The sequence below is a fragment of the Lactiplantibacillus paraplantarum genome, from assembly GCF_003641145.1.
GTDB lineage: Bacteria > Bacillota > Bacilli > Lactobacillales > Lactobacillaceae > Lactiplantibacillus > Lactiplantibacillus paraplantarum.
The window spans coordinates 601,142-625,714 of sequence record NZ_CP032744.1 but is presented as its reverse complement, the minus strand read 5'-3'; the positions used below and the strand labels follow the sequence as shown (position 1 = coordinate 625,714).

General features: G+C 43.0%; 24 protein-coding genes. 4 read left to right on the top strand and 20 right to left on the bottom strand.

The features are described from left to right. Positions 1-589 precede the first annotated feature (589 nt). On the bottom strand, positions 590-1,948 hold the full coding sequence (locus tag LP667_RS02975) for an FAD-dependent oxidoreductase (protein WP_033609408.1): 1,359 nt from the start codon (positions 1,946-1,948) through the stop codon (positions 590-592). Between the two features lie 153 nt (positions 1,949-2,101). Here LP667_RS02975 and LP667_RS02970 point away from each other — a divergent pair, with 153 nt between their 5' ends. Further along, a complete protein-coding gene (locus LP667_RS02970; RefSeq protein WP_056988354.1) occupies positions 2,102-2,809 on the top strand; it encodes an EAL domain-containing protein in 708 nt (235 codons plus the stop codon). A 122-nt stretch (positions 2,810-2,931) separates the two neighbouring features. Here LP667_RS02970 and LP667_RS02965 read toward each other — a convergent pair whose 3' ends face one another. Further along, positions 2,932-4,659 (bottom strand): phospho-sugar mutase, encoded by a 1,728-nt coding sequence (locus LP667_RS02965; protein WP_021731183.1) that lies wholly within the window; start codon positions 4,657-4,659, stop codon positions 2,932-2,934. A gap of 218 nt (positions 4,660-4,877) precedes the next feature. On the opposite strand from LP667_RS02965, the gene LP667_RS02960 reads away from it, so the two are divergent. After that, positions 4,878-5,330, top strand: a complete 453-nt coding sequence (locus tag LP667_RS02960; protein ID WP_021731184.1) for a DUF3290 domain-containing protein — start codon at positions 4,878-4,880, stop codon at positions 5,328-5,330. After that, positions 5,331-5,963 (top strand): DUF421 domain-containing protein, encoded by a 633-nt coding sequence (locus LP667_RS02955; protein WP_021731185.1) that lies wholly within the window; start codon positions 5,331-5,333, stop codon positions 5,961-5,963. 186 nt (positions 5,964-6,149) lie between these two features. Here LP667_RS02955 and trxB read toward each other — a convergent pair whose 3' ends face one another. Next, positions 6,150-7,088 (bottom strand): thioredoxin-disulfide reductase, encoded by a 939-nt coding sequence (gene trxB / locus LP667_RS02950; protein WP_021731186.1) that lies wholly within the window; start codon positions 7,086-7,088, stop codon positions 6,150-6,152. Positions 7,089-7,267: 179 nt separating this feature from the next. Further along, positions 7,268-8,680 carry an FAD-dependent oxidoreductase gene (locus LP667_RS02945; protein WP_021731187.1) on the bottom strand — a complete coding sequence of 471 codons (1,413 nt, stop codon included), beginning with the start codon at positions 8,678-8,680 and terminating at the stop codon, positions 7,268-7,270. Between the two features lie 380 nt (positions 8,681-9,060). Between LP667_RS02945 and LP667_RS02940 the strand changes: the two genes are divergently transcribed. Then, complete coding sequence (locus tag LP667_RS02940; RefSeq protein WP_021731188.1) at positions 9,061-9,744, top strand: EAL domain-containing protein; 684 nt, start codon at positions 9,061-9,063, stop codon at positions 9,742-9,744. 97 nt (positions 9,745-9,841) lie between these two features. Here the strand turns inward: LP667_RS02940 and galU are convergent, their stop codons facing one another. The 16 genes from galU to prfB all read right to left on the bottom strand — a co-directional run bounded on the left by galU (position 9,842) and on the right by prfB (position 24,513). Next, positions 9,842-10,762, bottom strand: coding sequence for a UTP--glucose-1-phosphate uridylyltransferase GalU (gene galU / locus LP667_RS02935; protein WP_021731189.1), 921 nt, complete (start codon positions 10,760-10,762; stop codon positions 9,842-9,844). Positions 10,763-10,805: 43 nt separating this feature from the next. Then, on the bottom strand, positions 10,806-11,822 hold the full coding sequence (locus LP667_RS02930) for an NAD(P)H-dependent glycerol-3-phosphate dehydrogenase (RefSeq protein ID WP_021731190.1): 1,017 nt from the start codon (positions 11,820-11,822) through the stop codon (positions 10,806-10,808). Between the two features lie 16 nt (positions 11,823-11,838). Next, positions 11,839-12,687 carry a prolipoprotein diacylglyceryl transferase gene (gene lgt, locus LP667_RS02925; RefSeq protein WP_021731191.1) on the bottom strand — a complete coding sequence of 283 codons (849 nt, stop codon included), beginning with the start codon at positions 12,685-12,687 and terminating at the stop codon, positions 11,839-11,841. An 18-nt stretch (positions 12,688-12,705) separates the two neighbouring features. Next, complete coding sequence (gene hprK / locus LP667_RS02920; RefSeq protein ID WP_021731192.1) at positions 12,706-13,653, bottom strand: HPr(Ser) kinase/phosphatase; 948 nt, start codon at positions 13,651-13,653, stop codon at positions 12,706-12,708. A gap of 136 nt (positions 13,654-13,789) precedes the next feature. After that, complete coding sequence (locus tag LP667_RS02915; RefSeq protein ID WP_021731193.1) at positions 13,790-14,155, bottom strand: phage holin family protein; 366 nt, start codon at positions 14,153-14,155, stop codon at positions 13,790-13,792. 21 nt (positions 14,156-14,176) lie between these two features. Then, a complete protein-coding gene (locus LP667_RS02910) occupies positions 14,177-14,488 on the bottom strand; it encodes a PspC domain-containing protein (protein WP_021731194.1) in 312 nt (103 codons plus the stop codon). Between the two features lie 100 nt (positions 14,489-14,588). After that, a complete protein-coding gene (gene phoU / locus LP667_RS02905) occupies positions 14,589-15,263 on the bottom strand; it encodes a phosphate signaling complex protein PhoU (protein ID WP_021731195.1) in 675 nt (224 codons plus the stop codon). 12 nt (positions 15,264-15,275) lie between these two features. Next, a complete protein-coding gene (pstB, locus tag LP667_RS02900) occupies positions 15,276-16,031 on the bottom strand; it encodes a phosphate ABC transporter ATP-binding protein PstB (protein ID WP_021731196.1) in 756 nt (251 codons plus the stop codon). An 11-nt stretch (positions 16,032-16,042) separates the two neighbouring features. Further along, positions 16,043-16,852 carry a phosphate ABC transporter ATP-binding protein PstB gene (pstB, locus tag LP667_RS02895; protein WP_021731197.1) on the bottom strand — a complete coding sequence of 270 codons (810 nt, stop codon included), beginning with the start codon at positions 16,850-16,852 and terminating at the stop codon, positions 16,043-16,045. A 14-nt stretch (positions 16,853-16,866) separates the two neighbouring features. Beyond that, positions 16,867-17,751, bottom strand: coding sequence for a phosphate ABC transporter permease PstA (gene pstA, locus LP667_RS02890; RefSeq protein WP_021731198.1), 885 nt, complete (start codon positions 17,749-17,751; stop codon positions 16,867-16,869). Next, positions 17,741-18,670 (bottom strand): phosphate ABC transporter permease subunit PstC, encoded by a 930-nt coding sequence (gene pstC / locus LP667_RS02885; protein WP_021731199.1) that lies wholly within the window; start codon positions 18,668-18,670, stop codon positions 17,741-17,743. The genes pstA and pstC overlap by 11 nt, the downstream gene beginning before the upstream one ends. A 10-nt stretch (positions 18,671-18,680) precedes the next feature. Then, a complete protein-coding gene (locus LP667_RS02880) occupies positions 18,681-19,556 on the bottom strand; it encodes a phosphate ABC transporter substrate-binding protein PstS family protein (RefSeq protein WP_021731200.1) in 876 nt (291 codons plus the stop codon). A 365-nt stretch (positions 19,557-19,921) separates the two neighbouring features. Further along, a complete protein-coding gene (gene pnpS, locus LP667_RS02875; RefSeq protein ID WP_033609415.1) occupies positions 19,922-21,316 on the bottom strand; it encodes a two-component system histidine kinase PnpS in 1,395 nt (464 codons plus the stop codon). After that, the gene (locus LP667_RS02870; protein ID WP_021731202.1) at positions 21,309-22,037 is read right to left on the bottom strand and encodes a response regulator transcription factor; all 729 of its coding nucleotides are present in this window, start codon (positions 22,035-22,037) and stop codon (positions 21,309-21,311) included. Before LP667_RS02870 ends, pnpS begins: the two co-directional genes overlap by 8 nt. Beyond that, positions 22,037-23,212: an integral membrane protein gene (locus tag LP667_RS02865; protein WP_021731203.1), complete on the bottom strand. Its 1,176-nt coding sequence runs from the start codon at positions 23,210-23,212 to the stop codon at positions 22,037-22,039. Before LP667_RS02865 ends, LP667_RS02870 begins: the two co-directional genes overlap by 1 nt. Positions 23,213-23,396: 184 nt before the next feature. Continuing rightward, positions 23,397-24,513, bottom strand: a protein-coding gene (gene prfB, locus LP667_RS02860) for a peptide chain release factor 2 (RefSeq protein ID WP_103127090.1) whose coding sequence is annotated in 2 segments (ribosomal slippage) — positions 23,397-24,440 and positions 24,442-24,513 — 1,116 coding nt in all. Because the reading frame shifts where the segments join, the coding sequence is not laid out codon by codon here. Positions 24,514-24,573: the final 60 nt, after the last annotated feature.

Sequence of the window (24,573 nt, the reverse complement as noted above, 5' to 3'; positions counted from 1 at the left end):
TAATTAGCTCGTTCTACGCCGGCTTACAGGCATTCCTGCCAATTGCTGGAACGTGGTGGACACAGATTTGAGCCGAAGTCCACGTCTCAAATACTGGTCTTCCACGCCCTAATGCCATATTGACGAAACGTGTTCGGGTCAGACTGAGACTGGAGGGGCTGGGTGCCAATGCTCAAGGGCGAAGTTCTTCTTGTCCGGGTGATTTCCCCGGGCTAGAAGAAGACTCGTATTTGAAATTGCGCAGCGGGCTTCTGCGTGAGTTCAAATCGACGTCCGCCCTGTTCCAGCAATTGGCACCCAGCCCCGGAAGTCGGCCTAGGACGCGCATATACTGACGAATAGCAAGCCAACTAACTGGCATGTTTTAATCATGATTCATACTAAACAATAACTAACACAATGCGTATTAGACTAATTATTTCGTCACCAATCATGGTCACAGCATGCCCACAACCAACTTAAATCCTTCGTTAGCAGATGCGCTTTAATCTCAACCGCTTTGGTTGGTACATCCGTCGCTGCCACACAGCAATATAAAAATTGGCCTGGTACACCAATTTTCATGCCGAACTTAATAATATTAGCTGTATTAATTATTCCGCCGATAGCCATGTTCCTGGTCAACGGCAGCTTGGGCCACTAAATTCAAATAATTGAATGGCTCATCAAAGTTTGGTGAGAATAACATATCCATGAAGGCCAATTCATCAATTGTATTACCATTGTGAATCACTACCGACAACGTATTTGCTGACTGGGAAACTTCATGCGCACTGATTAATTGACCACCCAGAACTTTCCGCGTCTGTTGATCATACACAAGGGTAATCATGACCTTCTCCGTGGTCGGCATAAAATCTGGACGATAGTTGCCCTCATAAAAGGCTTCTTTGGCATCAAAGTTAGCTGCCTTAGCTGCTGTTAGGGTCATTCCCGCACAAGCTACGGTCTGGTCAAAAATTAACATTCCAGTCGTTGCTTGCGTACCAATCGAACCTAAGCGTTTATCAAAAATATTGATTCCGGCTAGTGCACCTTGCCGAATCGCATGTGACACCAATGGCATGTAGGCATGATCCTTGGTTGGATTAAAGTTCACTTCCGTCACATCACCAGCCGCATAAATATCTGGGTTAGATGTTCCCATATAACGGTCCGTCACAATCGCACCCTGCTTAGTTCGATTAACTTGCCCCGCTAATAGTTCCGATTGAGGAATCACCCCTGGGCAAATAACAGCCATATCAAACGTTTCTTCACCATTAGCAGTCGTTACCCGTAGCCGATTATCAGCCGTATCACTGAAAGCCATCACTTGCGCGTTGGTTTTAACTTGAATACCGTTTGTTGTCAATAATTTCTCGACTTTTTCGGAGAGTTGCGGATCAAGATACTCATTAATCAAATGCGAACCGCGTTGAAATAGCGTTACAGCGTGACCTGATTTCACATAACCCTCAGCAAGTTCTACTCCCGAATAACCACCACCAACAATGGCAATATGATGCGCATGCTGAGCCGCTTCATACAGTTGCTGGGCCTGTTCACAAGTCTTGCAAAGCATGACTTTCGGATTCTCCACGCCGGGAATAGCCGGAATCGCAGTAATCGATCCCGTTGCCATAATTAATTTATCATAGTGATCCGTTTGTAATTCCTTAGTCTGTAAATTTTGAGCCAAAATTGTATGTTTATCAGCATTAACATTAATCACGTCATACTGCATCCGCATCTGCACACCCTGTTCACTGAATTCCGTCGAATTAGCATATAGCGCCTGATCCAAGTCCTTAATAGTACCCCCTAAGTGTAAATAAGTCCCACAAGACATGTATGAAATATCCGCGTGCCGTTCATAGACGGTAATTTCAGTCCCCGGATAGTATTTCAAAATTTGTTTCATGGCGGCAATCCCCGCATGTGTACAGCCAATAATGGCAACTTTCATTTTTTCGACCACAGCTTTCATTAAAAATTAAAATTTAACTAAGATTCAGTTAAACATTTATTTAAGTTGACGTATACTTAGAGTATACAGCGATTCGGTTAATATTAAAACGATTCAATGCTTTAAAACTCATTATAAAAGGCGATGGAACTTATGCAACCAATTTACCGCTATTTCGTACAGCCACAACTTAACTTACTCAACAATACGGTTTACGGATACGAATTATTAATCAAACAACTAACACCAGACGGCTGGCGTCTGCCCGAATCTTTTACTGCCATCAGCTCACAAGTTACTTCTGACCTACTTATTGCAACCACTAAAATTCTAGGGCTTAAGGTTCGCTATTGTGCAGTCAACATTAGTCGTGAACAACTAATGGATACAACGGTCGCCAAAGCCATCATCCAAAGTCAGGTACAACTGTACCCTGCTAAATTAGTTGTCGAATTAACTGAAGAACGTAGCCCTAAAAGCTACTCTGACACGATGTTGATTCCACACTTACGGGGATTCATTGAACACGGGATGCAAATTTCACTCGATGATGTTGGTACGGGCATTAATGATTTTAAGAGTATTCAAGAGATTTTACCACTAGCTTCCGAATTAAAATTTGCGCTCCAAAATTTTCGTAGGGATATTAAAGATCCAAAGATTCAGCAAAAACTTCATTTTTGGCGCGCTATCAGTAGTGAGTATGGCCTTCGCTTAATTCTAGAAGGGATTGAAGATGCTGAAGATGATCAATTGAGTAGTCATTTTGATATTAATCTTCGGCAGGGTTACTACTACGGCAAACCACAGTTATTACGCTTACCTGGTGACCCGGTCAATTTTGAATATCCCACCAAATAGCACCACCACGACCTACAAATAAATAGGACCGCTCGAAATTATAAGTTGATTTCGGGTGGCCCTATTTATTTTCTATAACGACTAGTCCCAGGTTGTACGCAACATCTGATTAAGTCGGTGTTCTATTCTTTAATAAATGCTTGAATGGCAGCTTCAAACTTCGCTAATTTGTCATTAGCTTCATCTAAGGTGACACCTAATGTCCCGATGTAGAACTTAATTTTAGGCTCTGTACCGGACGGCCGAATGGCAATCCAAGTGCCATCAGTCAAATGATATTTCAAGACGTTCGCTTGTGGCAAAGCAATTGGTGTCGTGTGACCGTCCGCCAAGCTTTCGGTCTGACTCTGGAAATCTTCGGTCCCAGTAACATCGTAGCCCGCAAAGTCCGTTGGCGTTTCATTACGGAACTTAGTCATTAAGGCGGCAATCTTATCGCTACCACCGACCCCGTCAAATTCTTCGGACGTGGTTTGTTCGCGGAAATAGCCATATTCCTTGAACAAGTCTTGTAACCCATCATAGAGGTTCTTACCTTGTTGCTTATAGTAGGCAGCAACTTCGGCTAAGAGCACTGTCGTTTGGATGGCGTCCTTGTCATGAACGAATGGCTTAATCAAGTAACCATAACTTTCTTCAAAGCCAAACATGTAAGTATGTTCACCAGTGGCTTCAAAGTGTTCGATCTGTTCAGCAATATACTTAAAACCAGTCAAGACATTGATCATCGTAACACCGTATGAAGCAGCGACTTTGGTTGCAAATTCGCTTGAGACGATCGACTTAACTGCAGCCGCGTTGGTTGGCAACGTTCCCGCATCCTTGTTGGCCTGTAAGATGTAGTGTAACAAGACGGCGGCAATTTGATTACCAGTTAACAGGACATATTCACCATTAGGTTGACGAACAGCCGTTCCTAACCGGTCAGCATCGGGATCAACCGCAATCAAGACATCTGCGTCTTCCTTTTTACCTAGATCAATGGCCATCTTAAAGGCTTCTGGAAATTCAGGGTTGGGGAATTTGACCGTTGAAAATTCAGGATCGGCGACAGCCTGTTCTTTAACGACACTGAAATTTTTAAACCCAGCATTCTTCAAGGCTTTCTCACCAAGCATCCGGCCAGTTCCATGCAATGGTGTAAAGACTAACTTCATATCCTTACCGAATTCATCCACTAATTTTTGATTGATCGTGACTTCCTTGACCTTGGCTAAGTAGTCCTGATCGACGTCATCACCGATGATGGTTTCCGTCTTATCAGCTAATAATTGTTGTTCATCAGCGACGGCAATCGCAAAGACATCGTCAACCTTACGAATGTATGACGTAATGAGATCGGATTCCTTTGGTGGCATTTGACCACCATCTTCTCCGTAGATCTTGTAGCCGTTGTATTGCTTCGGATTGTGACTCGCCGTAATCATAATTCCTGCGTAAGTATGCAAGTGCCGAACCGTAAATGAAAGTTCTGGAGTGGGCCGCAAACTTTCAAAAACGTACGATTTAATGCCATGCTGGCCTAACACGCGGGCAGATTCATGAGCAAAATCTTCTGAATGGTGACGGGAATCAAAGCTGATGGCTACACCACGTTCCTTGACCTCAGCTGACAAGGTATCCATGAAACGCGCTAACCCTTCCGTTGCTTGGCGAACCGTATAAATATTCATCCGATTGATGCCAGGTCCAAGCACCCCACGCATCCCCGCCGTTCCGAATTCCATTGGTTCATAAAAGGCATCTTCTAAAGCAGCGTCATCACCAGCCATGCCCGTTAATTCTTGTTTTAAACTTGTTTCAAGTGTCGCTTGGTTTTTCCAGGTATTATAAGTATCCTGCCAACTCACAAAAACCATCTCCAATTCCGATATTTGTTAGTGCTTACAAAAATAGTATACAACATTGACACGCTTTACAAAGTAAAATTTACTAAGAAAATCCATTAATTAGTGTATTTTCAAGCGTTAGTTCGTTAGCATAAGCACGATTATATGCTAATTTTGCAATACCAGTTAATTCAGTCACTACTAAAAATTGCTATAATAAATCTTATAAGGAGGCCATCATGACTTTTTATTCATACAACTACTTAATTCACCAAAATAGTAATCACGCTCTCGTTCAACTGGCCGCTATTGGTATCATTATTTTGATGATTGCCGTACTCAGCTGGCTATGGTATCGCCACAAAACGGATCTCAAATACCGTGACTTATTCATTATCATGGTTTTGTTATTATTGTTACTCGTTGGCATTCAATTTAATGAGTGGCAGACCCTTCAAAACAGTTTCAATCAAAAATCACAGGTCACACAAATTATGCAACGCGTGGCTAAGGAACAAAACGTCAGTAAAACCGCCGTGTGGTCCAACACGAGTTCTGTCAGCAGTGGCATGCTGATTAAAGTTCATGACCACATCTACAACGTGACGGTCAATCCGGATGGCAATAGCTATACGCTGACTAAAGCAACACCAATTCAGTCAACGATCAATTACGTTAAGGAGGGGCAATAAATGTTTTCATACTGGGATGTGACGATCAAACTAGCGCTTGGATTATTAACCATCATCTTGCAAATCAACTTATCTGGTAAAAGTAATCTCGCTCCAATCAGTGCCCTCGACCAAGTTCAAAACTACGTCCTTGGCGCAATCGTCGGCGGTATGATTTATAGTACTAGCGTAACCGTCTTGCAATATATTTTAGTTTTGCTGATTTGGACATTACTCGTGCTAGTCCTTCGATTTCTCACGCATCACAACCGCTACGTGAAACAACTGATTGACGGTCAGCCCCAACTGCTGATCAAAAACGGCCAGTTACTAGTCAGTACGGCTCTTAAAAATGGCATGAGTGCTAATGATCTCATGTTTAGATTGCGTACGGAGGGCATCACGGATATTCGTTACGTCAAACGAGCGGTCCTCGAACAAAATGGGCAATTAACGATTACTCAAGTTGGCGACGACGCCGTCAAGTATCCACTGATTGTTGATGGTCAAGTCAACCTAGATGCACTTGAAACTAGTCATCATGATGAGGCTTGGCTGCTAACGCAATTACAGGCCCAACATTACACCGTTAGTGACATTTACTTGGCGACTTATACAAATAAACAGTTACTTCTATTTCCATACCAGCACTAAGCGATACTTCCGCTGACAGGCTTGTTTAGAGATTACTAAATGACGTGTTGTGCTAATTAATTTAATCATGCTTTATGCTGATGATAAGACATACTAAGTTCAGTAAAACAGCCCTTAACTTGATGCTTTTAATGAAAAATGCGTGGTCGATCTCAATCGGATCAACCACGCATTTTTTAATTGAATTTAATTTTTAACTTTATCACCTAAAGCTGTGATGTAAGTGTAAACACCTTGTCCAGCTGTCCCACCTTCACCAACGGCCGTTGCAACTTGGCGTAAGTCCTTCTTACGAACATCACCAACTGCAAAAATACCAGGGACCTTCGTTTCCATATGGTCATTGGTTTCAATCCAGCCATTTTCATCAGTAATGCCAAGATTACTGAATGGTTTCGTGATTGGGTTGATCCCGACGTAAATAAAGACGCCGTCAACCGCAATTTCACTATCTTCGCCCGTCTGGTTATTGTTGACCTTAACACCCGTGACTTTTTTATCGTCACCGATAATTTCCGTAACATTGCTGTTCCAGACAAATTCCATCTTAGGATTGGCAAATGCCCGATCCTGCAAGATTTGTTGTGCTCGAAGTTGATCGCGCCGATGAATAACCGTGACCTTATCAGCAAGTTGGGTCAGGTAAGCCCCTTCTTCAATTGCTGAATCACCACCACCAATAACGACCACATGCTTGTTGCGGAAGAACGCCCCATCACAAACTGCACAGTATGACACGCCACGGCCACCATACGTATCTTCGCCAGGAACACCCAACTTACGATATTCAGAACCAGTTCCAATAACGAGCGCCTTGGCTTCAAATGTATCGCTATCCGTCGTCACGATTTTAACATCACCGTGATCCTCAACCGATTCAACACTGCCATAAGCATATTCGGCCCCAAACTGAGTCGCTGATTCATACATGTCTTTAGCTAGGTCCGGTCCCAAAACAGACTTGAAACCCGGATAATTTTCAATTGCGGCGGTATTATTCATTTGACCACCATAGATTCCGCGATCCAATAGTAGTACTGATAGATTGGCCCGTGAAGCATAGAGGGCGGCTGTCATGCCGGCAGGTCCCGCACCAATAATAATCACGTCGTAACTCTTTGCCATTTCTAAAGACCCCTTCCACTTAAATTACTATGTGGCTTAATATACCCCCAAAATTTACATTTGTCGACTATCTTGTTTGTACACAACTGAAATTAGTCATAAGTTTTAGCCCTATATCGACTAAATCGCGGGATTTAAATAAATAAAATTGCACTAACTAAAATAAATTTAACTTATCCCTACTGCAAATCCTTGTCATTTTGCTTTGCCCAGTCACCATAGGCCGTTATTCTTGGCTGATCACGACCCGCTTGGCGTTCCTGTTCAATCGCCTGTTGCGCAACGATATTCAAATAATTGAATGGTTCATCAAAATTAGGTGAGAATAACATGTCAACAAATGCCAGGTCATCAATCGTATTACCATTTTGAATCGCAATAGATAACGCGTTAGCTGACTGTGCCACTTCATGCGCACTTAAGAACTGCGCACCTAAAATTTTACGATTTTCTGGATTATAAATTAATTCAATCGTGAGTTTAGCCGTGCTTGGCATATAAGCAGGCCGCCAATTGCCCTCATAGGTCACCCGTTCAGCTGGAATATGACTCAGTTTAGCCATGGCCAGCGTCAACCCCGTCGTTGCTAGCGTATGGTCAAAGAGTTGCATCGCTGACGTTGCCTGCGTCCCCATATATCGTTGTTGATTGCCAAACACATTGACCCCGGCTAATGCACCTTGCCGAACTGCATTGGTTGCTAGCGGTGTATAAGCAGACCGCCCAGTGGGATTAAAATTAACAACACATGAATCACCCGCAGCGTAAATATCTGGATCAGAAGTTTGAACATAGTCGTTGATAATAATGGCGCCGTGCTTATCCATGTCAACTTGACCGCGCAATAATTCCGTATTAGGTACAAAGCCTGTTCCGACAATCGCTAAGTCAGCGGTGAAATCACCATGATTGGTCTCCATTACAAGTTCCCCATCATCATTACCCGTAAAAGCGGTAACTTGATGATTTAGAAGAACTTTAACACCATGCTCCTTCAGTAATTTCACTGCCCGATCTGACATATCCTTACTAATATAATTATTCAAGATTTGATCATGTGATTGGAAAAGCGTGACCTCATGGTTAGTATTGGCATAACTTTCAGATAATTCTGTTCCAATATAGCCCGCACCAATAATCGCAATTCGCTGATTATCTTTAGCTGTCTTATAGATTTCTTGAGCTTGACTGTATGTCTTGCACAACAAGACCTTCGATTCATCGATCCCAAAAATCGGCGGGACCGCGACATTCGAACCAGTCGTCATAATCAATTTGTCATAAGTGTCACCAAACACTTTGCCCGTTGCCATGTCAACAACTTGTATAGATTTTGTCTGGACGTCAATTTTTAACACGTTATGCTTAGTTTTAACTTCTGCGCCTAACTTCGCCAAGGTTTCTGGTGATGAATAGAACATATCTTCCAAATGATTGACTTTTCCCCCGAGGTAGAGATAAATCCCACATGACAAGAATGAGATATTATCATCCCGTTCATAAATTGTGACCGTTGCTTCTGGATGATCCTTTAAAATTTGGGCGGCCGCAGCCGTACCAGCATGTGTACATCCGACAATGACAATCTTCATTTTATTTTGCTCCTAGTTATAATTTTATTTATTTAAACATAGGTTAATTATAACCGCTTTACGTCATAATATACATAACTGTAGTCAATATAAATACTAGTCACAATAAAATAATTATCAGAGACTGACGGCGAATCCTGGTCTACATAGTATGGCAACCACCGATCAGCCGTAATTTTATATAAGGATCATCACCGTGCGACTTATAAAAAACCATTTATCTCGTACACTAAATAGTTTACTGCAATCATTATTAACTTAATTAATAATAACTTTGCCGCAAAAAAAGATGGGGTCAAACAGTTTCACTTAACCATTTTTTGGTATAGTATGTATTGGTGAGCATTTGATCGTGTTAATTCAAGTTAAGGAGTCCGCTTATGTATCGCTACTTTATTCAGCCCCAGTTAAATAAATTCAATAATTCTTTGATTGGCTACGAAATGCTGATTCGTTATCGTGAGACTGATCAGGATAGGTGGACATTACCAGAGAGCTTTGATAATATTCCCATCGATGTACAAGTCAGCTTACTAAAGGCTACGGCCAGTGAATTAGCATTAAAAATTGGCTCGGTATCAATCAACTTCAACCGCAAGCAATTTCTAAATGACGATATTGCGGCTGCCGTTATCGATGCCCAAAAGAAACTATTCCCCGTACACGTTATCGTTGAAGTCACTGAGGAACCCGGTGAAGAGTCATTCACGCTGGCAGCCATGCAACAACAAATTAATAAGTACAAGGCCAACGGATTACAATTCAGTATCGATGATGTTGGCACGGGTATTAATGTTTATGACCACATCAAGCCCCTACTGGAATCCGCTGAAGAAATCAAGTTCGCTATGCAAAACTTTCGCGCCGAAGATCGAGAAAATGAAATTCCCATTCAATTGAAATTTTGGCGTGACGTGGCCGTACAGCATGATATTCGCTTAATTCTAGAGGGTGTTGAAAACGATGCTGAAGATCAAATGGCCGATGATTTAAATATTTCGCTGCGACAAGGCTATTATTACGGTAAACCCCATTTATTCAAGTTAAAAGTCGACCATCAATGATGTGCCATACTCGTCATTGAAAAACCATTATTTAAGATCCAATTAAAATCAGCCGTGAAATCTATCCAGATTTCACGGCTGATTTATTTAATCATTATTATTTAGTTGGTTTCTTGGTTGCTTTAGGTGTTGCGTTATCTTCCTTAGACAACTTAACACCCAGATCCTTAATGTAGGTCCGTAAATCATCCTTAACATCCGGATGAGTTAACCCATATTCGATCGTTGTCTTCAAATAACCAAACTTGTAACCAACATCGTGCCGGGTCCCCTTAAATTCATGGGCAAAGACGCGTTGAGTCTTGTTCAACGTATCAATGGCATCCGTCAATTGAATTTCATCACCCTTACCAGGTTTTTGATTTTCCAAGACATCAAAAATTTCTGGTGTTAATAAGTAACGACCAATGATTGCGAGGTCACTAGGGGCATCTTCTGGGGATGGCTTTTCAACGAAGTTATTAACGTTATACAAGCCCGGTTCCTTTTCGCTTTCGGGATTAATGACCCCATACTTAGAAACTTCCTCGTGAGGTACTTTCATCACAGCTAACGTCGACGCATGCGTCTTGTCATAGCTATTCATTAATTGCTTCGTTAACGGAACTTTGTCTTCCATCAAATCATCACCAAGCATTACGACAAAAGGTTCGTCACCAACGAAAGCTTTAGCCGTTAACACAGCATCACCTAAGCCCCGCGGATGCGATTGCCGGATAAAGTACAAGTTGATGTCCGTAGTTTCTTGAACCAACTTGAGCATTTCTTCCTTATGCTTAGCCCGTAAGTTGTCTTCCAATTCTGGGTTAGAATCATAGTAATCTTCAATACTACGCTTGCTCTTACCCGTTACGATAACAATATCTTCGATGCCCGATTTACGAGCTTCGTCAACAATGAATTGAATCGTTGGCTTATCAACGATTGGTAGCATTTCCTTAGGCATCGCCTTAGTAGCAGGCAAGAACCGTGTTCCTAATCCGGCCGCTGGGATAACGGCTTTTCTAACTTTTGACATGTGATAAATCCTCCTAAAAATAGTGAAATTAGTTTGGAAATTCCTACTGAATCTCAGGTTTCCCCTCGCGCCGCATCAATTGTGGAATGACTTCCTTAATGTCGGCACTCTTATATAATACATCATAAATCGCTTCAGTGATGGGCATTTCGATATTTTGTTGCTGTGCGAGTTCGTAAGCTGCTTTAGTTGACGGAATGCCTTCAATAACCATGCCCATGGTATCAATCACCGTCTTGAGGTCCTGACCAGCACCTAATTCATTACCAGCTCGCCAGTTACGAGAATGGACACTCGTGGCCGTAACAATCAAATCACCTACACCGGATAGCCCAATAAACGTCAAGGGATTTGCGCCTAACGCCACCCCAAGTCGACTAATTTCAGCTAAACCACGAGTCATTAAGGCGGCCTTCGCATCATCACCGTAACCCAGTCCGTGTAACGCACCAGCGCCCAAAGCAATGATATTTTTAAGTGCCGCACCTAATTCAACGCCCACCACGTCGGTGTTTGTGTAAATGCGGAAATAATCATTCATAAAGAGCTGCTGCACTAACTCAGCCGCAGTTTCATCAGCACTGGCTGCCGTGATTAACGTAATATCTCGGCGAGCCACTTCTTCAGCATGGCTAGGACCTGATAGGACCACGATTGCTTGCCGTAATTCAGCGGGAATTTCCTCCGCTAAAACTTGTGACAACCGCTTGTGAGTATCTTGTTCTAACCCCTTGCTGGCATGTACGATAATTGGCTGATCATGCGTCTTTGCAAGCACGGCGGTCACTTGTTGAGCCACTTCACGAATCGCTTTAGTGGGAACGACAAACAAGATGACATCCGCACCAGTAATTGCCTGCGACAGGTCAGAATAGGCCGTCAATGTCTCTGAATAATGAAAATCAGGAACATAACGCTGATTCGTGTGTTGTTCATTTAATTCCGTGACCTGGGCCGGCGAATACGACCATAAACGCACTGACTGACCATTTTCATCTAACAAATTTGCCAGTATACTACCCCATGAGCCAGCACCTAGAACGGCAACTTTTTTTATCATTCAAAAACCCTCTAATCTACTTATTTTCGGTGACAACTTTTTGACCAGAACCTGCTAAATACCAGCGATTATCCGGATTATGATACCGACGCCACACCATTAAACCAATGCTACCAAAGAACAATACCACGGACAATGCTTGCGAGACTCGAATAACGTTAAATAGCATGAGCGAATCAGTGCGCATGCCCTCCGTAAAGAAGCGACCAAAGGCGTACCAAGCAACATAGGTCAAAAAGACATCACCTTGCTTATACCAATGTGTCCGGTGTCTTGTAACCATCAGCAAAACAAAGCCTAATAAATCCCAAACCGATTCATACAGAAATGTCGGTTGCCGATATGCACCGCGAATATACATCTGATTAATTAACCATTCAGGCAAGTGCAACCCTTGCAAGAAACTTAAGCTAGTCACCCGTCCAAAGGCTTCCTGGTTCATAAAGTTTCCCCAACGACCAATACCTTGGCCCATAATCACTGTTGGTGCCGCAATATCGAGCATTAGCCAAGTTGGAATAAATCGTGATCGGCAGAACAAGATGACCACAATTCCCGCACCAATCAGCCCACCATAGATGGCAATCCCACCATCCCAAATCCGGATGATTTCGCCAGGATTTTGACTATAATACGACCACTGAAAAATCACATAGTAAGCACGGGCAGCAATTAAAGTAAACGGAAGCGCCCATAAAATCATATCGTAAATGTCATCGGGCCGAACCCCTCGTTGCTGACCTTCACGTACAGCTAGGGCCACCGCGATGACGACGGCACTTGCAATAATGACGCCGTACCAATGGACCTGAATGGGTCCTAACCGTAGTGCAATTGGGTTGAGTGCCCCTAAAACGGTATTCACGCTACTGCCATCTCCTTATTACTTGTGAGAATCATGCACGGAATTAGTTTTGATCAACTTATTCAAGTTGTCGTCAAAGACCTTCGTCGCGTCATATCCCATACTTTCAGCACGGAAGTTCATAGCCGCTGCTTCAATAATAATAGCTAGGTTACGCCCAGTTTTAACTGGAATCGAGATTTCAGGAACTTCAACATCAAAGAATTTCCGATTTTGTTCTCCATTTCCTAGTCTATCAAATTGCTTATCAGGCGTCCAATTCTCAAGGTGAACAATTAAATCAATATCAGTATCCTGTCGAACCGCACCAGCACCGAAGAGATTCATCACGTCAATAATACCGATGCCGCGAATCTCTAAAAGGTGATTTAAAATTGCAGGTGCTTCACCGACAAGGGTTTGTTCATCTTGTTGATAAACATCAACTCGATCATCCGCAATCAGGCGGTGGCCCCGTTTAACTAATTCCAACGCCGTTTCACTCTTCCCAACACCAGAATCACCGGTAATTAGAACACCCAAGCCATAAATATCAACTAAAACGCCATGGACGGACTGTCGTTCAGCCAACTTGCCTTCCAAGTAATTCGTCATATTACTTAGTATGCGAGATGACGTCATCTTCGTGCCTAAAATCGGCACCCCATTCTCCTCACCAGCCTGCACGAGTTCTTTTGGAACGGGTAGCCCGGTTGAGATAACAAACGCTGGTGTCGTCAGTTGGCACATTTTGCGAAAAATCATCAACCGTTCGTCATGACTCATGTTTTTCGAATAAGCGGTTTCAGTTTTTCCTAACAATTGCACCCGTTCACGTGGATAATAGTTGAAATACCCGGTCAGCGCCAGCCCCGGACGTGAAATATCGCTAGTTGTAATATCCTTTTTCTCTAACAAGTCAGCGCCATGATAAACTTCCAGACGCGTATTTTTCACCAAATCGGCAACGGTTACACTTTCTGCCAAAAGAATCCCTCCTAATAATAAAAAAGTGTGGCCCGCGTTGTCCAGTCGCGCCATTACGCTACCCTTTCAAGCGGCCACACTTTTATGACTGAAAACGGATTATTTCTATCTTCTAATCTTAGCACTTTAAAGCGCTTTATTCACCATCAACGCCGTCTTTTGCGAAAAAGTTAGAGACAATCACGTTGGCAAGCGACATCAATATTGAAACGACCATGGCCATGCCAAAACTAGAAAACCCGAAGTTGTTCTTACCAACAACGTAAGACGTCATTTGAAGCATAAAACCATTAATAACAATACTAAATAGCCCCAATGTTAGTAGCGTAATTGGCAACGACAATAACAGTAAGAACGGTTTGATGGCCGCATTAAGAATCGCAAGAACAAAACTGGCGATTAATGCCATCCAGACACTCGCAACGTGAAAGCTACTCTGAAAAAAGCCCGCAATCGCAATAAACAAGATCGTGTTAATTAAAATTCGTTTCCAAAAGCCCACTTTATAATCACTCCATTAATCTTAGTGCTGCGGATCATCCTCTTCATGAACATTATGAATCTCTTTACGTCCATGTGCTTGCGGTTTAGTTTGCTCACCCGCACTTTGCCGCATTTGTTCGAAGAAGCCCGTATTGTCTGGTTTACTTGGGATAATTGTCATTAATACTAAGTATACCAAAACACCAAAGCCATGGGTAATTAAGGTTAGAATAACGTAAAGTACGCGTAATACCGTTGCATTCCAATTTAAGTATTCGGCGATGCCACCAAGGACGCCGGCAAAAACTCGATTATTAGATTTGGTTAACTTTTGTTTTGTATTTGATTTCATAGTTAGACGCTCCTTATAAGTATTGTCTAACCATATCTTACTAATTGTAAAAGCCGGTTGCAAACTAGACGACCGGCTTTAAGCAATTATTTATGATTTATTATACTAAATTGGAACTTTCCGGATTCAATTCAATGATTTCACCGGTATTCAAATAAACGATCCATTCACCAATATTAGTCACCAACGCTCCGATTCGCATCAAATAAGTCGCGACATTGAGATAGTCAGTGGAACCAATGACAGTCTCAGGATGACGTTCCATCTTGGAAATTCCCTTCTCATTGATTCGATCGTACATTTCGCCAACTTTGGCATCCTTAGCAGCGACCCGGCGTGCTTCCTGATCATCACTCTTGACGTAAGCGGCCAACATTTCCTCGACCATCTTACGGACGCGGTTCCCCATTTCTGATAAAGCCGCTTCGATTTCTGGCACACGTATATTACCTTTGACCCGAATCGTTGCGTGGGCAATGTTACGCGCGTAGTCCGCCATCCGTTCCAAGTCAGAAACCGCCTTTAAAATGGTGACAATTTCCCGTAAGTCTGAAGTAACGGGTTGGTATAACGCAATCATTTCAAATGACTTTTGTTCTAGTTCGACTTCACGTTGGTTGATTTTAGCATCATTATCAATGATTTCTTGGGCTAAGTCGCGGTCATGATCAATAAATGCTTTTACCGCCTTTTCAATCGTTTCGCTGACCATCATTCCCATTTCAGTGAAGTTTGCATCAATATCGTTTAGTTCATCATCAAAAAGTCGTCGCATGGTTTTTTCCTCCTAACCAAATCGTCCCGAAATATAGTCATTGGTTTCTTGTTTAACCGGGTTCATGAAAATCTGCTTCGTGTCGTTAACCTCAATCAGTTCACCATTCAGGAAAAACGCCGTTCGATCAGAAATTCGTGAAGCCTGTTGCATGTTATGCGTAACAGTTATGATAGTGTAATCTTGGCGCAAATTCAATAGGGTCTCTTCAATCATTCGACTTGAAATTGGATCTAACGCGCTAGTCGCTTCGTCCAAAAGAATAATATCAGGTTCCACGGCCAGTACCCGCGCGATACAAACCCGTTGTTGTTGTCCCCCAGATAGCGACAACGCATTAGCGTGTAAGCGGTCCTTGACTTCATCCCAAATTGCCGCCTGTTTCAGACTTTTTTCAACTGCCGCATCTAACCGTTCTTTATCATGAACGCCAGCCAAGCGTAGACCATAGACCACATTTTCATAAATTGAAAATGGAAACGGATTAGGCTGTTGGAACACCATGCCGATTTCTTTACGCAACTGCACGGTATCCGTCGTTGGTGCGTAAATATTATGGCCATTAAAATTAACTTCACCGGTAATCGTAACATTGGGAATCAAATCATTCATCCGATTTAAACAACGTAAAAATGTCGATTTACCACAGCCGGAGGGCCCAATCAAAGCCGTAATGCCTTTGTCATCAAAATCAATATTAATTCCTTTGAGGGCCTCTTTTTTACCATAAAATAATGATAAATTCTCAGTAGTTAAAATTGTACTCATGAACGGTCCTCCTATCCAAAATTCCCGGAAATATAGTCATTCGTCAGATCCACTTGGGGATTCGTAAAAATCTCACCAGTCTCTGAATATTCTAAAACTTTTCCGAGATTAAAGAACGCTGTATAATCACTTATTCGCGATGCTTGTTGCATATTATGGGTCACAATAATAATGGTGTAATTTTGCTTCAATTCTAATAACGTATCCTCAATTTGGCTTGTAGACACCGGATCTAACGCACTAGCTGGTTCGTCAAGCAACAAAATATCTGGTTTAACCGCAATCGCTCGGGCAATACAGAGTCGTTGTTGCTGACCACCGGATAAAGCTAAGGCACTCTTGTTTAAATCATCCTTAACTTGATCCCACATGGCGGCTTGCCGCAAAGACCGTTCAACAATTTCATCCAAGTCTTGTTTTTTATTCATCCCACGTTGACGCAGCGCGAAGGCAATATTTTCATAAATCGACTTTGCAAACGGATTAGGTCGTTGAAAAACCATGCCAATATGGCGACGCATTTCATAAACATCGATATCGTTACTATTGATATCTAAATCCCGATACATAATCTTTCCCTTAACGGTCGCAATCCGATCGTTCATCCGGTTTAGTGAGCGTAAGTAAGTTGACTTACCTGAACCGGAGGGCCCAATCAACGCACTGATCTTATACCGTTCAAACTGCAAATCCCCCTCTGAAATCGCCTCGGAATTACCGTAAAACACGTGCAAGTCCTCGGTCGAAAGCGCAATTTCATGGTCTTTTGGATCAAACGTCATAATGTTACGTTGTGTCGTTGTCATTGTATTATCTGCCATCAAAACGGCCTCCTTTATTCAGCGGTTAAATGTTTGTACAAGCGTTTGCCAAGCCAACGAGCTAAGAAGTTAAAGAGTAGTACCGCAATAATTAAGACGGCTGAAGCACCTGCGGAGACAGCCTTGGCATCCGGCATAATCCCCTCCGAATTAATTTTCCAAATATGAACAGCTAGCGTTTCAGCGGGCCGTAACGGACTAAGTGGACTACTAATATCAAATGGATTCCAATTAGTAAAATCTAAGGCCGGTGCGCTTTGACCTGCAGTATAAATTAAGGCGGCCGCTTCACCGAAAATTCGACCAGCACTCAAAACAACCCCCGTAATAATACTTGGTAAGGCGGCCGGGACAACAATTTTCGTAACTGTCTCCCAACGCGATAATCCCAAGGCATAACCGGCTTCTCGCTGATTGTCTGAAATATTAGCTAAGGCTTCTTCAATACTCCGAGTCAAAATTGGCAAGTTAAAGACGGTGAGTGCAAACGCCCCTGACAGAATTGAGAATCCTAGTTTAAACTGAACAACAAAGAACAAGTAACCAAATAAACCGACGACCACGGACGGTAGTGAACTCAAGATTTCAATAGTTGTTCGAATGAGCCCAGTCAATGTATTTTGTGGCGCATACTCATTGAGATAAATCCCCGCACCAAGTGAAATAGGTAGCGAGATCAATAGTGCCAAGAATAATAAGTAGAAGGAGTTGAACAATTGGATGCCAATCCCACCACCCGCTTCAAAGGCTAGCGCTGGTGACGTTAAAAAATGCCACGAAATCTTAGGCACACCTTGAATCAGAATATATCCTAACAGGGCAATTAAAATAATGACCACAAAGGCCGCGACTCCATATAAAATTCCAGTCGCAATTTTATCAATGCGTTTAGCGTTCATTGTTTAATTTCCCCTTTCGACCAATATAGCGAATAACTAAGTTAAAGACTAACGACATCAGTAACAGGATCATCGCTAGCGACCACAATGCATTGTTTTGTAATGACCCCATGACGGTATTCCCAATTCCCATCGTCAAGATACTAGTCAAAGTCGCTGCTGGTGAGACTAAATTATGTGGTAATAACGTTGCATTCCCAATCACCATTTGTACCGCGAGCGCTTCACCAAAGGCGCGGGCCATGCCGAAAACCACCGCTGTCAACATACCGGGAATTGCTGCCCGTAAGACCACTTTATAAATCGTTTGCCAGCGCGTGGCCCCTAATGCTAACGAGGCTTCCCGATAATACCGTGGAACCGCGTTCAGTGCATCCGCGGTCATTGATGTCACAGTTGGTAAAATCATGACAAACAGAACAAAAGTTCCGGATAAGATCCCGTAACCACTACCACCGAATGTGTTCCGGACAAATGGTACAACCACTTGTAACCCGATAAAACCATATACTACCGAAGGAATGCCGACTAATAACTCCGTTACCGGCCGAAGAATTTTGGCCCCCCGGCGCGGCGAAATCTCAGTCATAAAAACGGCCGTCCCAATGGCAAATGGGGTTGCAATCAAGGCCGAAAGAATCGTAATTAAAAATGACCCGACAATCATGGGCAGTGCGCCAACGGCGGGTTGCCCGTTCGTTCCAACTGTGCCAGGATTCCACTGGGTGCCACTTAGAAATTGCCATAAGTTAATATGATTCTGAAAAAAAGTCGCTAACCCCCGTGATGCAACAAAATAGAAAATTAAAAAGACGATCCCGACAATCAGCGCTAAACAGATTAGGCTGATGGCTTTACCACGTCGTTCGATTTTACTGGCAACTGATTTTTTTAATAAGCTTTCTCGAATTTTATCCATGCGCTCTCCCTCATTTCACGACAGAAACTTTACCGGCCGCATTCCGCTGTACTTGCATATCATGGACCGAAATATAACCTAACTGCTTGACTAACTTTTGATGAACAGCGGTTGATAAAATATAATCAATAAATTTTTTAGTTAACTGGTTGGGGTGTTTACCCGTATATAAATGTTCATAAGACCAGATGTACCAACGATTGTTGCGCACATTTTGCTCTGTTGGTCGCACCCCATCGACTTTAACGGTCTGTACGGACTGATCTAAGTAAGAAAACGCCACGTAGCTAATTGCACCAGGTGTGCTAGCAACAATTGACCGTGCTAGTCCGGACGAATCTTGTTCCTGAGAATCCGTACTCTTATTTCCCTTTAAGGCATATCGCTCGAATGTTTTCCGAGTTCCAGAGCCTTGTGCCCGATTAATTAACGTAATCGGCAAATTGCGGCCACCGACTTCACGCCAGTTCGTCACCTTACCCGTAAAAATTTGAATGAGTTGACGCTGCGTTAAATTAGTAACGCCGGCTTTTTTGTTAACGATTGGGGCGATGCCGACTACGGCGACCCGGTGATCAATTAACTTGCTAGCCGTAATACCACTTTGCTCTTCGGCAAAAATATCAGAATTACCGATAGCAACGGCGCCAGCCTGGATTTGACTAAGTCCCGTTCCAGAACCACCACCCTGGACATTAATGAACACACCAGTATGGTTGCTGCTGTACTGCTCACCGGCCGCTTCAACTAGTGGTTGTAAGGCCGTTGATCCAACCGCAGTAATTGATTCACTGGCGCTAGTACGGTCACGATGCGTGTATCCCAACCCGACTAGTCCAATAATCACAATCAACACGATTAATTGGATGACCCGACTTTTTTTCATAACTAATATACCTCCTACCCATTGCTCATAATCAATAATACAAAGTTTGTGTAAATGCTTGATATGAGTTTTGTAAAGATTGTGTAAACGTCGATATATTTTTAACTATTTTTCGTCTTGGCAGCCTCATAATGAAAGGATTATTAGAAAAACACACAAAAAAACGATTTTCACAGGTGACATGCACCGCAAAAATCGTTATATCCACGAATTATATCAATTAGTATGATCTAACATCTATTTACAAGCCAACTTCACAAGTCGCCACAATACTTTCTTGTCACACTCCAGAAACTTCACCCACTGGTCATCAACTGGCGACACTTAAAATTAGTCTGAAATAATTCGGCCAACACTACTAGGTCCTATTCAACCGCTGATATCGGTAACGTGACCGTCATCGTTGTCCCCACACCCCGTTGGCTAACAACTTCAATCGTACCGTGCATCGCGTGTACCAATTCTTGAACAATTGCCAGTCCCAGCCCAGTCCCACTCACTAGCTGCTGTGAGCGCGATGGGCTTGCACGGTAAAACCGTTCAAAAATACGCTGTTGATCATCTGCACTGATGCCGATTCCCGTATCCTTAACAATTAATGACCAAGTCTGCTGACTGACCAGTGTTGCAATCGTTACACTCCCACGGGGCCGGTTATACTTGATTGCATTTGTTAGCAAATTTTTGACAATCTGGTTCAGTTTCTGCGGATCACTCGTTACCGTTAAATCTGCGTCAACTTGATTATTGATCGTTAAATGTTGTCGTTCAATCGCCTGTTGGACCACTACGAGTTCTTGTTCAATCAACGGTCGAACAGCTACTGGCACCAATGTTAACAGTGTCGTATTCTGCGCCCGGATTCGCGATAATGATAAAACATCTTGAATTAAATCAATTAACCGTTGACTCTCATCAGCAATAATATGCAAAAATTGATCTAAAGTTGCCGGATCATCCTTGGCCCCACTTAGCAAGGTTTCGGTAAAACCAGAAATTGCCGTGATTGGCGTCTTCAACTCGTGACTCGCATTACTGACAAAATCATCTTGCATCTGTTCAATCATGTACACTTCAGTAATATCGTACGACATCAAGACGATTTGAAATTGCGACCGATTACCTTGAATGTAAACAGTCGAAGCCTCAACCACTTGCGTATTGGGCGCCGGTGTCAAGGTAATCGTTGCCCGCTGATTATGGCCACTAGTAATCGTGTCCTCAATTAATTTAGTCAACGCGTATAGTTGAATGTCTTTCGTATAAATATGAGCCACCGTGTTAACAGAGACTTGCAGTAGTTCACTCATTGCCGGATTTGATAGTTGAACTTGCCGCCGATGATCAATAACCATCACACCCACGGGTAAGTAGCGCATAATCATCATTAATTCTTTTTCTTGCAATTCCGCACGTCGCGTCTGGTGTTTCTGGTAACTTTCTAACTGATTGACAGCCTGCGCCAAACTATACAACGGATCTGATTGGGGTAATAAAATATGTGGTGGAAACTGTTGGCTACTCATCTGGCGGAGTTTGGCCTCCATGCGGTCAATGGTCTTTTGACGTTCACTCTGTTGCCGCCAAACAATGATTCCTTCAATAACTGCCAGAACCAACCAGGCGCACCCTAAACTACTCGCTAATTGCCAAGACCACTTAATTGGCGAAAAATGCTGTAACACAACCAACACGATCAGGATAGTCAATACATTTTCCATGAGTAACAATCGGGTTGTCTGTTGCCAGCGATTATGCATGGTTGTCACCAACAAATTCATAGCCAAACCCTCGTACTGTCCGAATTAACCGCGGCTGCTTAGGATCAACTTCAATTTTTTCACGTAAATGTGAAATGTGGATGTCAACAATCCGAGTTTCACTAGCATAGTCATATCCCCAAACATGGTTTAAAATCGCATCACGACTAAGCACTCGGCCTTCTCGTTCCACAAAGTACACCAGTAACTCAAATTCCTTAGGCGTCAAACTAATATTGTGACCATTACGTGCAACCCGATACTTATTTTGATCAATTTGCAAATCCCCAACTAGCATCACCGAACGATTGGCAGGTATCCCTGGTGCCGGTGGTGTCACTGGTTCATCTGGCGTCGTTCGCCGAATAACAGCTTTAATCCGAGCAAGCACCTCACGTGGTGAGAATGGCTTCGTAATATAGTCATCCGCACCTAATTCTAGGCCGAATACTTTATCAAATTCATCATTTTTAGCCGTCACGATAATGATCGGTGTCTGAACTTTCTCTTGCCGTAACTTTTTAGTGACTTCCATCCCATCGAGCTTAGGCAACATTAAATCTAATAAAATACAAGTAAATGATTGAGCTAAACCTAAGGACAACGCGTCCGCACCATTCGTCGCTGTCACAACTTCATACCCCGCCTGCTTCAAGTTATATGATAATAACGTCACGATAGCCGGCTCATCGTCTACCACTAAAATCTTATCCATGGTCATTAATCCTCCAGATCAGTGAATAACACAATTCCTAACTCGTGTGGGGCGCCATTATAGATCGCCGTTTCGGTAATAATCAATTCCTGTTGCCGATTACGCACTTTTAAATGAACATATGTCGGACTTTTAAGTAAAGCCGCATAAAATTGGGCCTCCGTATTAACCGGTTGCCGATTACACTCCAAGATAATATCCCCTAAATCGAGGTTTAATTTATCAGCCGGTGTGTGTGGTCTTAAACCAATTACTCGCACCCCTTGCTCCGTATCCGCGTATCGAAACTGCTGATGACGATCATGATACCGGTGCTGTGCTAAGATTCCCCAAGTTAGCACCACAACCAACCCCATCAGTGCCAGGAGCCACTGCGGACTGAGTGCCGCAAAACGTGCAATAATTGCAACCAATACACTAACCACTGCAACCCAACTAAAGCGACTTGCTAATTGACGCCACGCAATTTGTGGCAACTGTTTATAAACTCGAACGCTTGTCCCAATTAACAAAGGTAACAATAAAATACTAAAGGACCGTTCACCAACCATAAAAACTGGCCACCAGCTAAATACTGCGTGCAACCAATCGCCAGGAATCAATACCCCAACTGGTAAAACCACCAATTGCTGCCACCGATAGCGAACAAGCCGTTTACCACGTTGATCCGGTTGTAACTGTGGCGAACGACCATCCTGATCATGCCAACGTAACAATATCGCCGTAGTAGCTAAAACGATTGCCAGTAATATCAACCCGTTCACGACTAAGCTACCACTCATGCTCGTTGTGGCAAAACCGTGTCGTTGTAGAACACCACCAACCGTAGTTAGTTCCGGACTCATGGCCCAATAAATTAACCAACTCAAACCAAACGCCGTCACTGGTGCCAATGCCCCTGGAATAATAATTAAACTGATTGCTGCCACCGCTTCGTAAATTACGACCCAGATGGGAGCCACCACTAATCCCAATGCCAAGCTAATAGCGGTCATTAGAATTCCTAACAAACAGCCATCCATTAAAAAGTGACGGACTTCAACTAATTGTGGGTTGATGGCACTATGAAAATACTGACGCTCATTCTTGACTCGTCGTTTAGCGGTTAAATAGCTACGTAACAACCCTAACCAGACTAACGGTTGTAAAAGAAACAATTCAAAAATCTTTAATACCTGCATGTGCGTGACCCCTAACGTTAAACTCTGAAGTTAGTATAGCATTTTTGCCGAAGGAGACCAACGACGTTTCAATTCCGTTAGTCGTGCTATTACCACGTTAATATCTCTATATTATAAGACTAGTGACTAAAAAAATACTAAGATGACCTACGCAACGATAGGTCACCTTAGTATATGTGCAAATCTATTGCGGATTGCGCTGGGCTAATTTCCATTGTAAATAAGCATCCATAAACGGATCAAGGTCCCCGTCCATCACAGCCTGGCCATCATGTGATTCATAATTAGTCCGATGATCTTTAACCATCGTGTACGGATGGAAGACGTAGGATCGAATTTGTGACCCCCAGCCAATATCCATCTGTTCACCTTGAATTGCAGCCCGTTCCTTGGCCTTTTTCTCTTCTTCGCGCTCGTATAGCTTCGCTCGTAACATATTCAACGCCGTTTGCCGGTTTTGTAATTGTGACCGCTGCGCCTGACTGGCAACCACAATTCCCGTTGGCACATGGGTAATGCGCACTGCTGAAGAAGTTTTATTGACATGTTGACCACCGGCACCACTGGCCCGATAAACATCAATTTTTAAATCTTCAGGCCGAATGTCAACATCAACCGTATCATCTAGTTCGGGCATCACATCAACACTAGCAAATGATGTATGCCGCCGCCCAGCTGCATCAAATGGTGAAATCCGAACTAACCGGTGAACACCTTTTTCAGAGCGCAAATATCCGTACGCATTGTGACCACTAATTAGTAAGGTTACGCTCTTAATACCAGCCTCATCACCAGCTTGATAGTCCACCGTTTCAACCTTAAAGTTATGGCTGGCCGCCCATCGAGTATACATCCGTAGTAACATGGCACCCCAGTCTTGAGATTCAGTCCCACCAGCTCCTGGATGAATTTCCAAAATGGCATTGTTGCGATCATAGGGCCCATCTAAAAGCAGATTGAGCCGGTACTGTTGTAAATCGTGTTCGGCGTGCTGGAAATCCGTTTCAAACTCAGCCTGCATCTCAGCATCTGGTTCCTCGTTTAATAATTCGTACGCGACCGCCAAATCCCCAACTTCATCAGCTAACTGTTTAAACGTCTCATACTTGCCTTTCAAGACATTATTATCATCAATAACCTTCTGTGCAGCTGCTTGATCGTCCCAAAAACCGGGATCGGCCATGCGGGCTTCATTTTCTTGAATGCTTTCGTTCAAAGCATCTAAGTCAAAGCGACCCCCTAAAGTCGTCGACAGCACTTTGCATTTCTTCGATCAGGTGTTTATATTCACTTAATTCCACAAAGAACCCTTCTTTCAACTTATTTATTAATTATTTAATATCAATTAAAATTGTAAAACG

Bases quoted from the DNA above. Each gene is read 5' to 3' on its own strand.
- LP667_RS02865 (WP_021731203.1), bottom strand. From the start codon at position 23,212: ATGCAGGTATTAAAGATTTTTGAATTGTTTCTTTTACAACCGTTAGTC.
- LP667_RS02960 (WP_021731184.1), top strand. From the start codon at position 4,878: ATGACTTTTTATTCATACAACTACTTAATTCACCAAAATAGTAATCAC.
- LP667_RS02970 (WP_056988354.1), top strand. From the start codon at position 2,102: ATGCAACCAATTTACCGCTATTTCGTACAGCCACAACTTAACTTACTC.
- LP667_RS02940 (WP_021731188.1), top strand. From the start codon at position 9,061: ATGTATCGCTACTTTATTCAGCCCCAGTTAAATAAATTCAATAATTCT.
- pstB (WP_021731196.1), bottom strand. From the start codon at position 16,031: ATGAGTACAATTTTAACTACTGAGAATTTATCATTATTTTATGGTAAA.
- pstC (WP_021731199.1), bottom strand. From the start codon at position 18,670: ATGGATAAAATTCGAGAAAGCTTATTAAAAAAATCAGTTGCCAGTAAA.
- galU (WP_021731189.1), bottom strand. From the start codon at position 10,762: ATGTCAAAAGTTAGAAAAGCCGTTATCCCAGCGGCCGGATTAGGAACA.
- LP667_RS02955 (WP_021731185.1), top strand. From the start codon at position 5,331: ATGTTTTCATACTGGGATGTGACGATCAAACTAGCGCTTGGATTATTA.
- LP667_RS02880 (WP_021731200.1), bottom strand. From the start codon at position 19,556: ATGAAAAAAAGTCGGGTCATCCAATTAATCGTGTTGATTGTGATTATT.
- LP667_RS02945 (WP_021731187.1), bottom strand. From the start codon at position 8,680: ATGAAGATTGTCATTGTCGGATGTACACATGCTGGTACGGCTGCGGCC.
- LP667_RS02975 (WP_033609408.1), bottom strand. From the start codon at position 1,948: ATGAAAGTTGCCATTATTGGCTGTACACATGCGGGGATTGCCGCCATG.
- LP667_RS02910 (WP_021731194.1), bottom strand. From the start codon at position 14,488: ATGAAATCAAATACAAAACAAAAGTTAACCAAATCTAATAATCGAGTT.
- pstB (WP_021731197.1), bottom strand. From the start codon at position 16,852: ATGGCAGATAATACAATGACAACGACACAACGTAACATTATGACGTTT.
- trxB (WP_021731186.1), bottom strand. From the start codon at position 7,088: ATGGCAAAGAGTTACGACGTGATTATTATTGGTGCGGGACCTGCCGGC.
- pnpS (WP_033609415.1), bottom strand. From the start codon at position 21,316: ATGCATAATCGCTGGCAACAGACAACCCGATTGTTACTCATGGAAAAT.
- LP667_RS02930 (WP_021731190.1), bottom strand. From the start codon at position 11,822: ATGATAAAAAAAGTTGCCGTTCTAGGTGCTGGCTCATGGGGTAGTATA.
- phoU (WP_021731195.1), bottom strand. From the start codon at position 15,263: ATGCGACGACTTTTTGATGATGAACTAAACGATATTGATGCAAACTTC.
- LP667_RS02870 (WP_021731202.1), bottom strand. From the start codon at position 22,037: ATGACCATGGATAAGATTTTAGTGGTAGACGATGAGCCGGCTATCGTG.
- pstA (WP_021731198.1), bottom strand. From the start codon at position 17,751: ATGAACGCTAAACGCATTGATAAAATTGCGACTGGAATTTTATATGGA.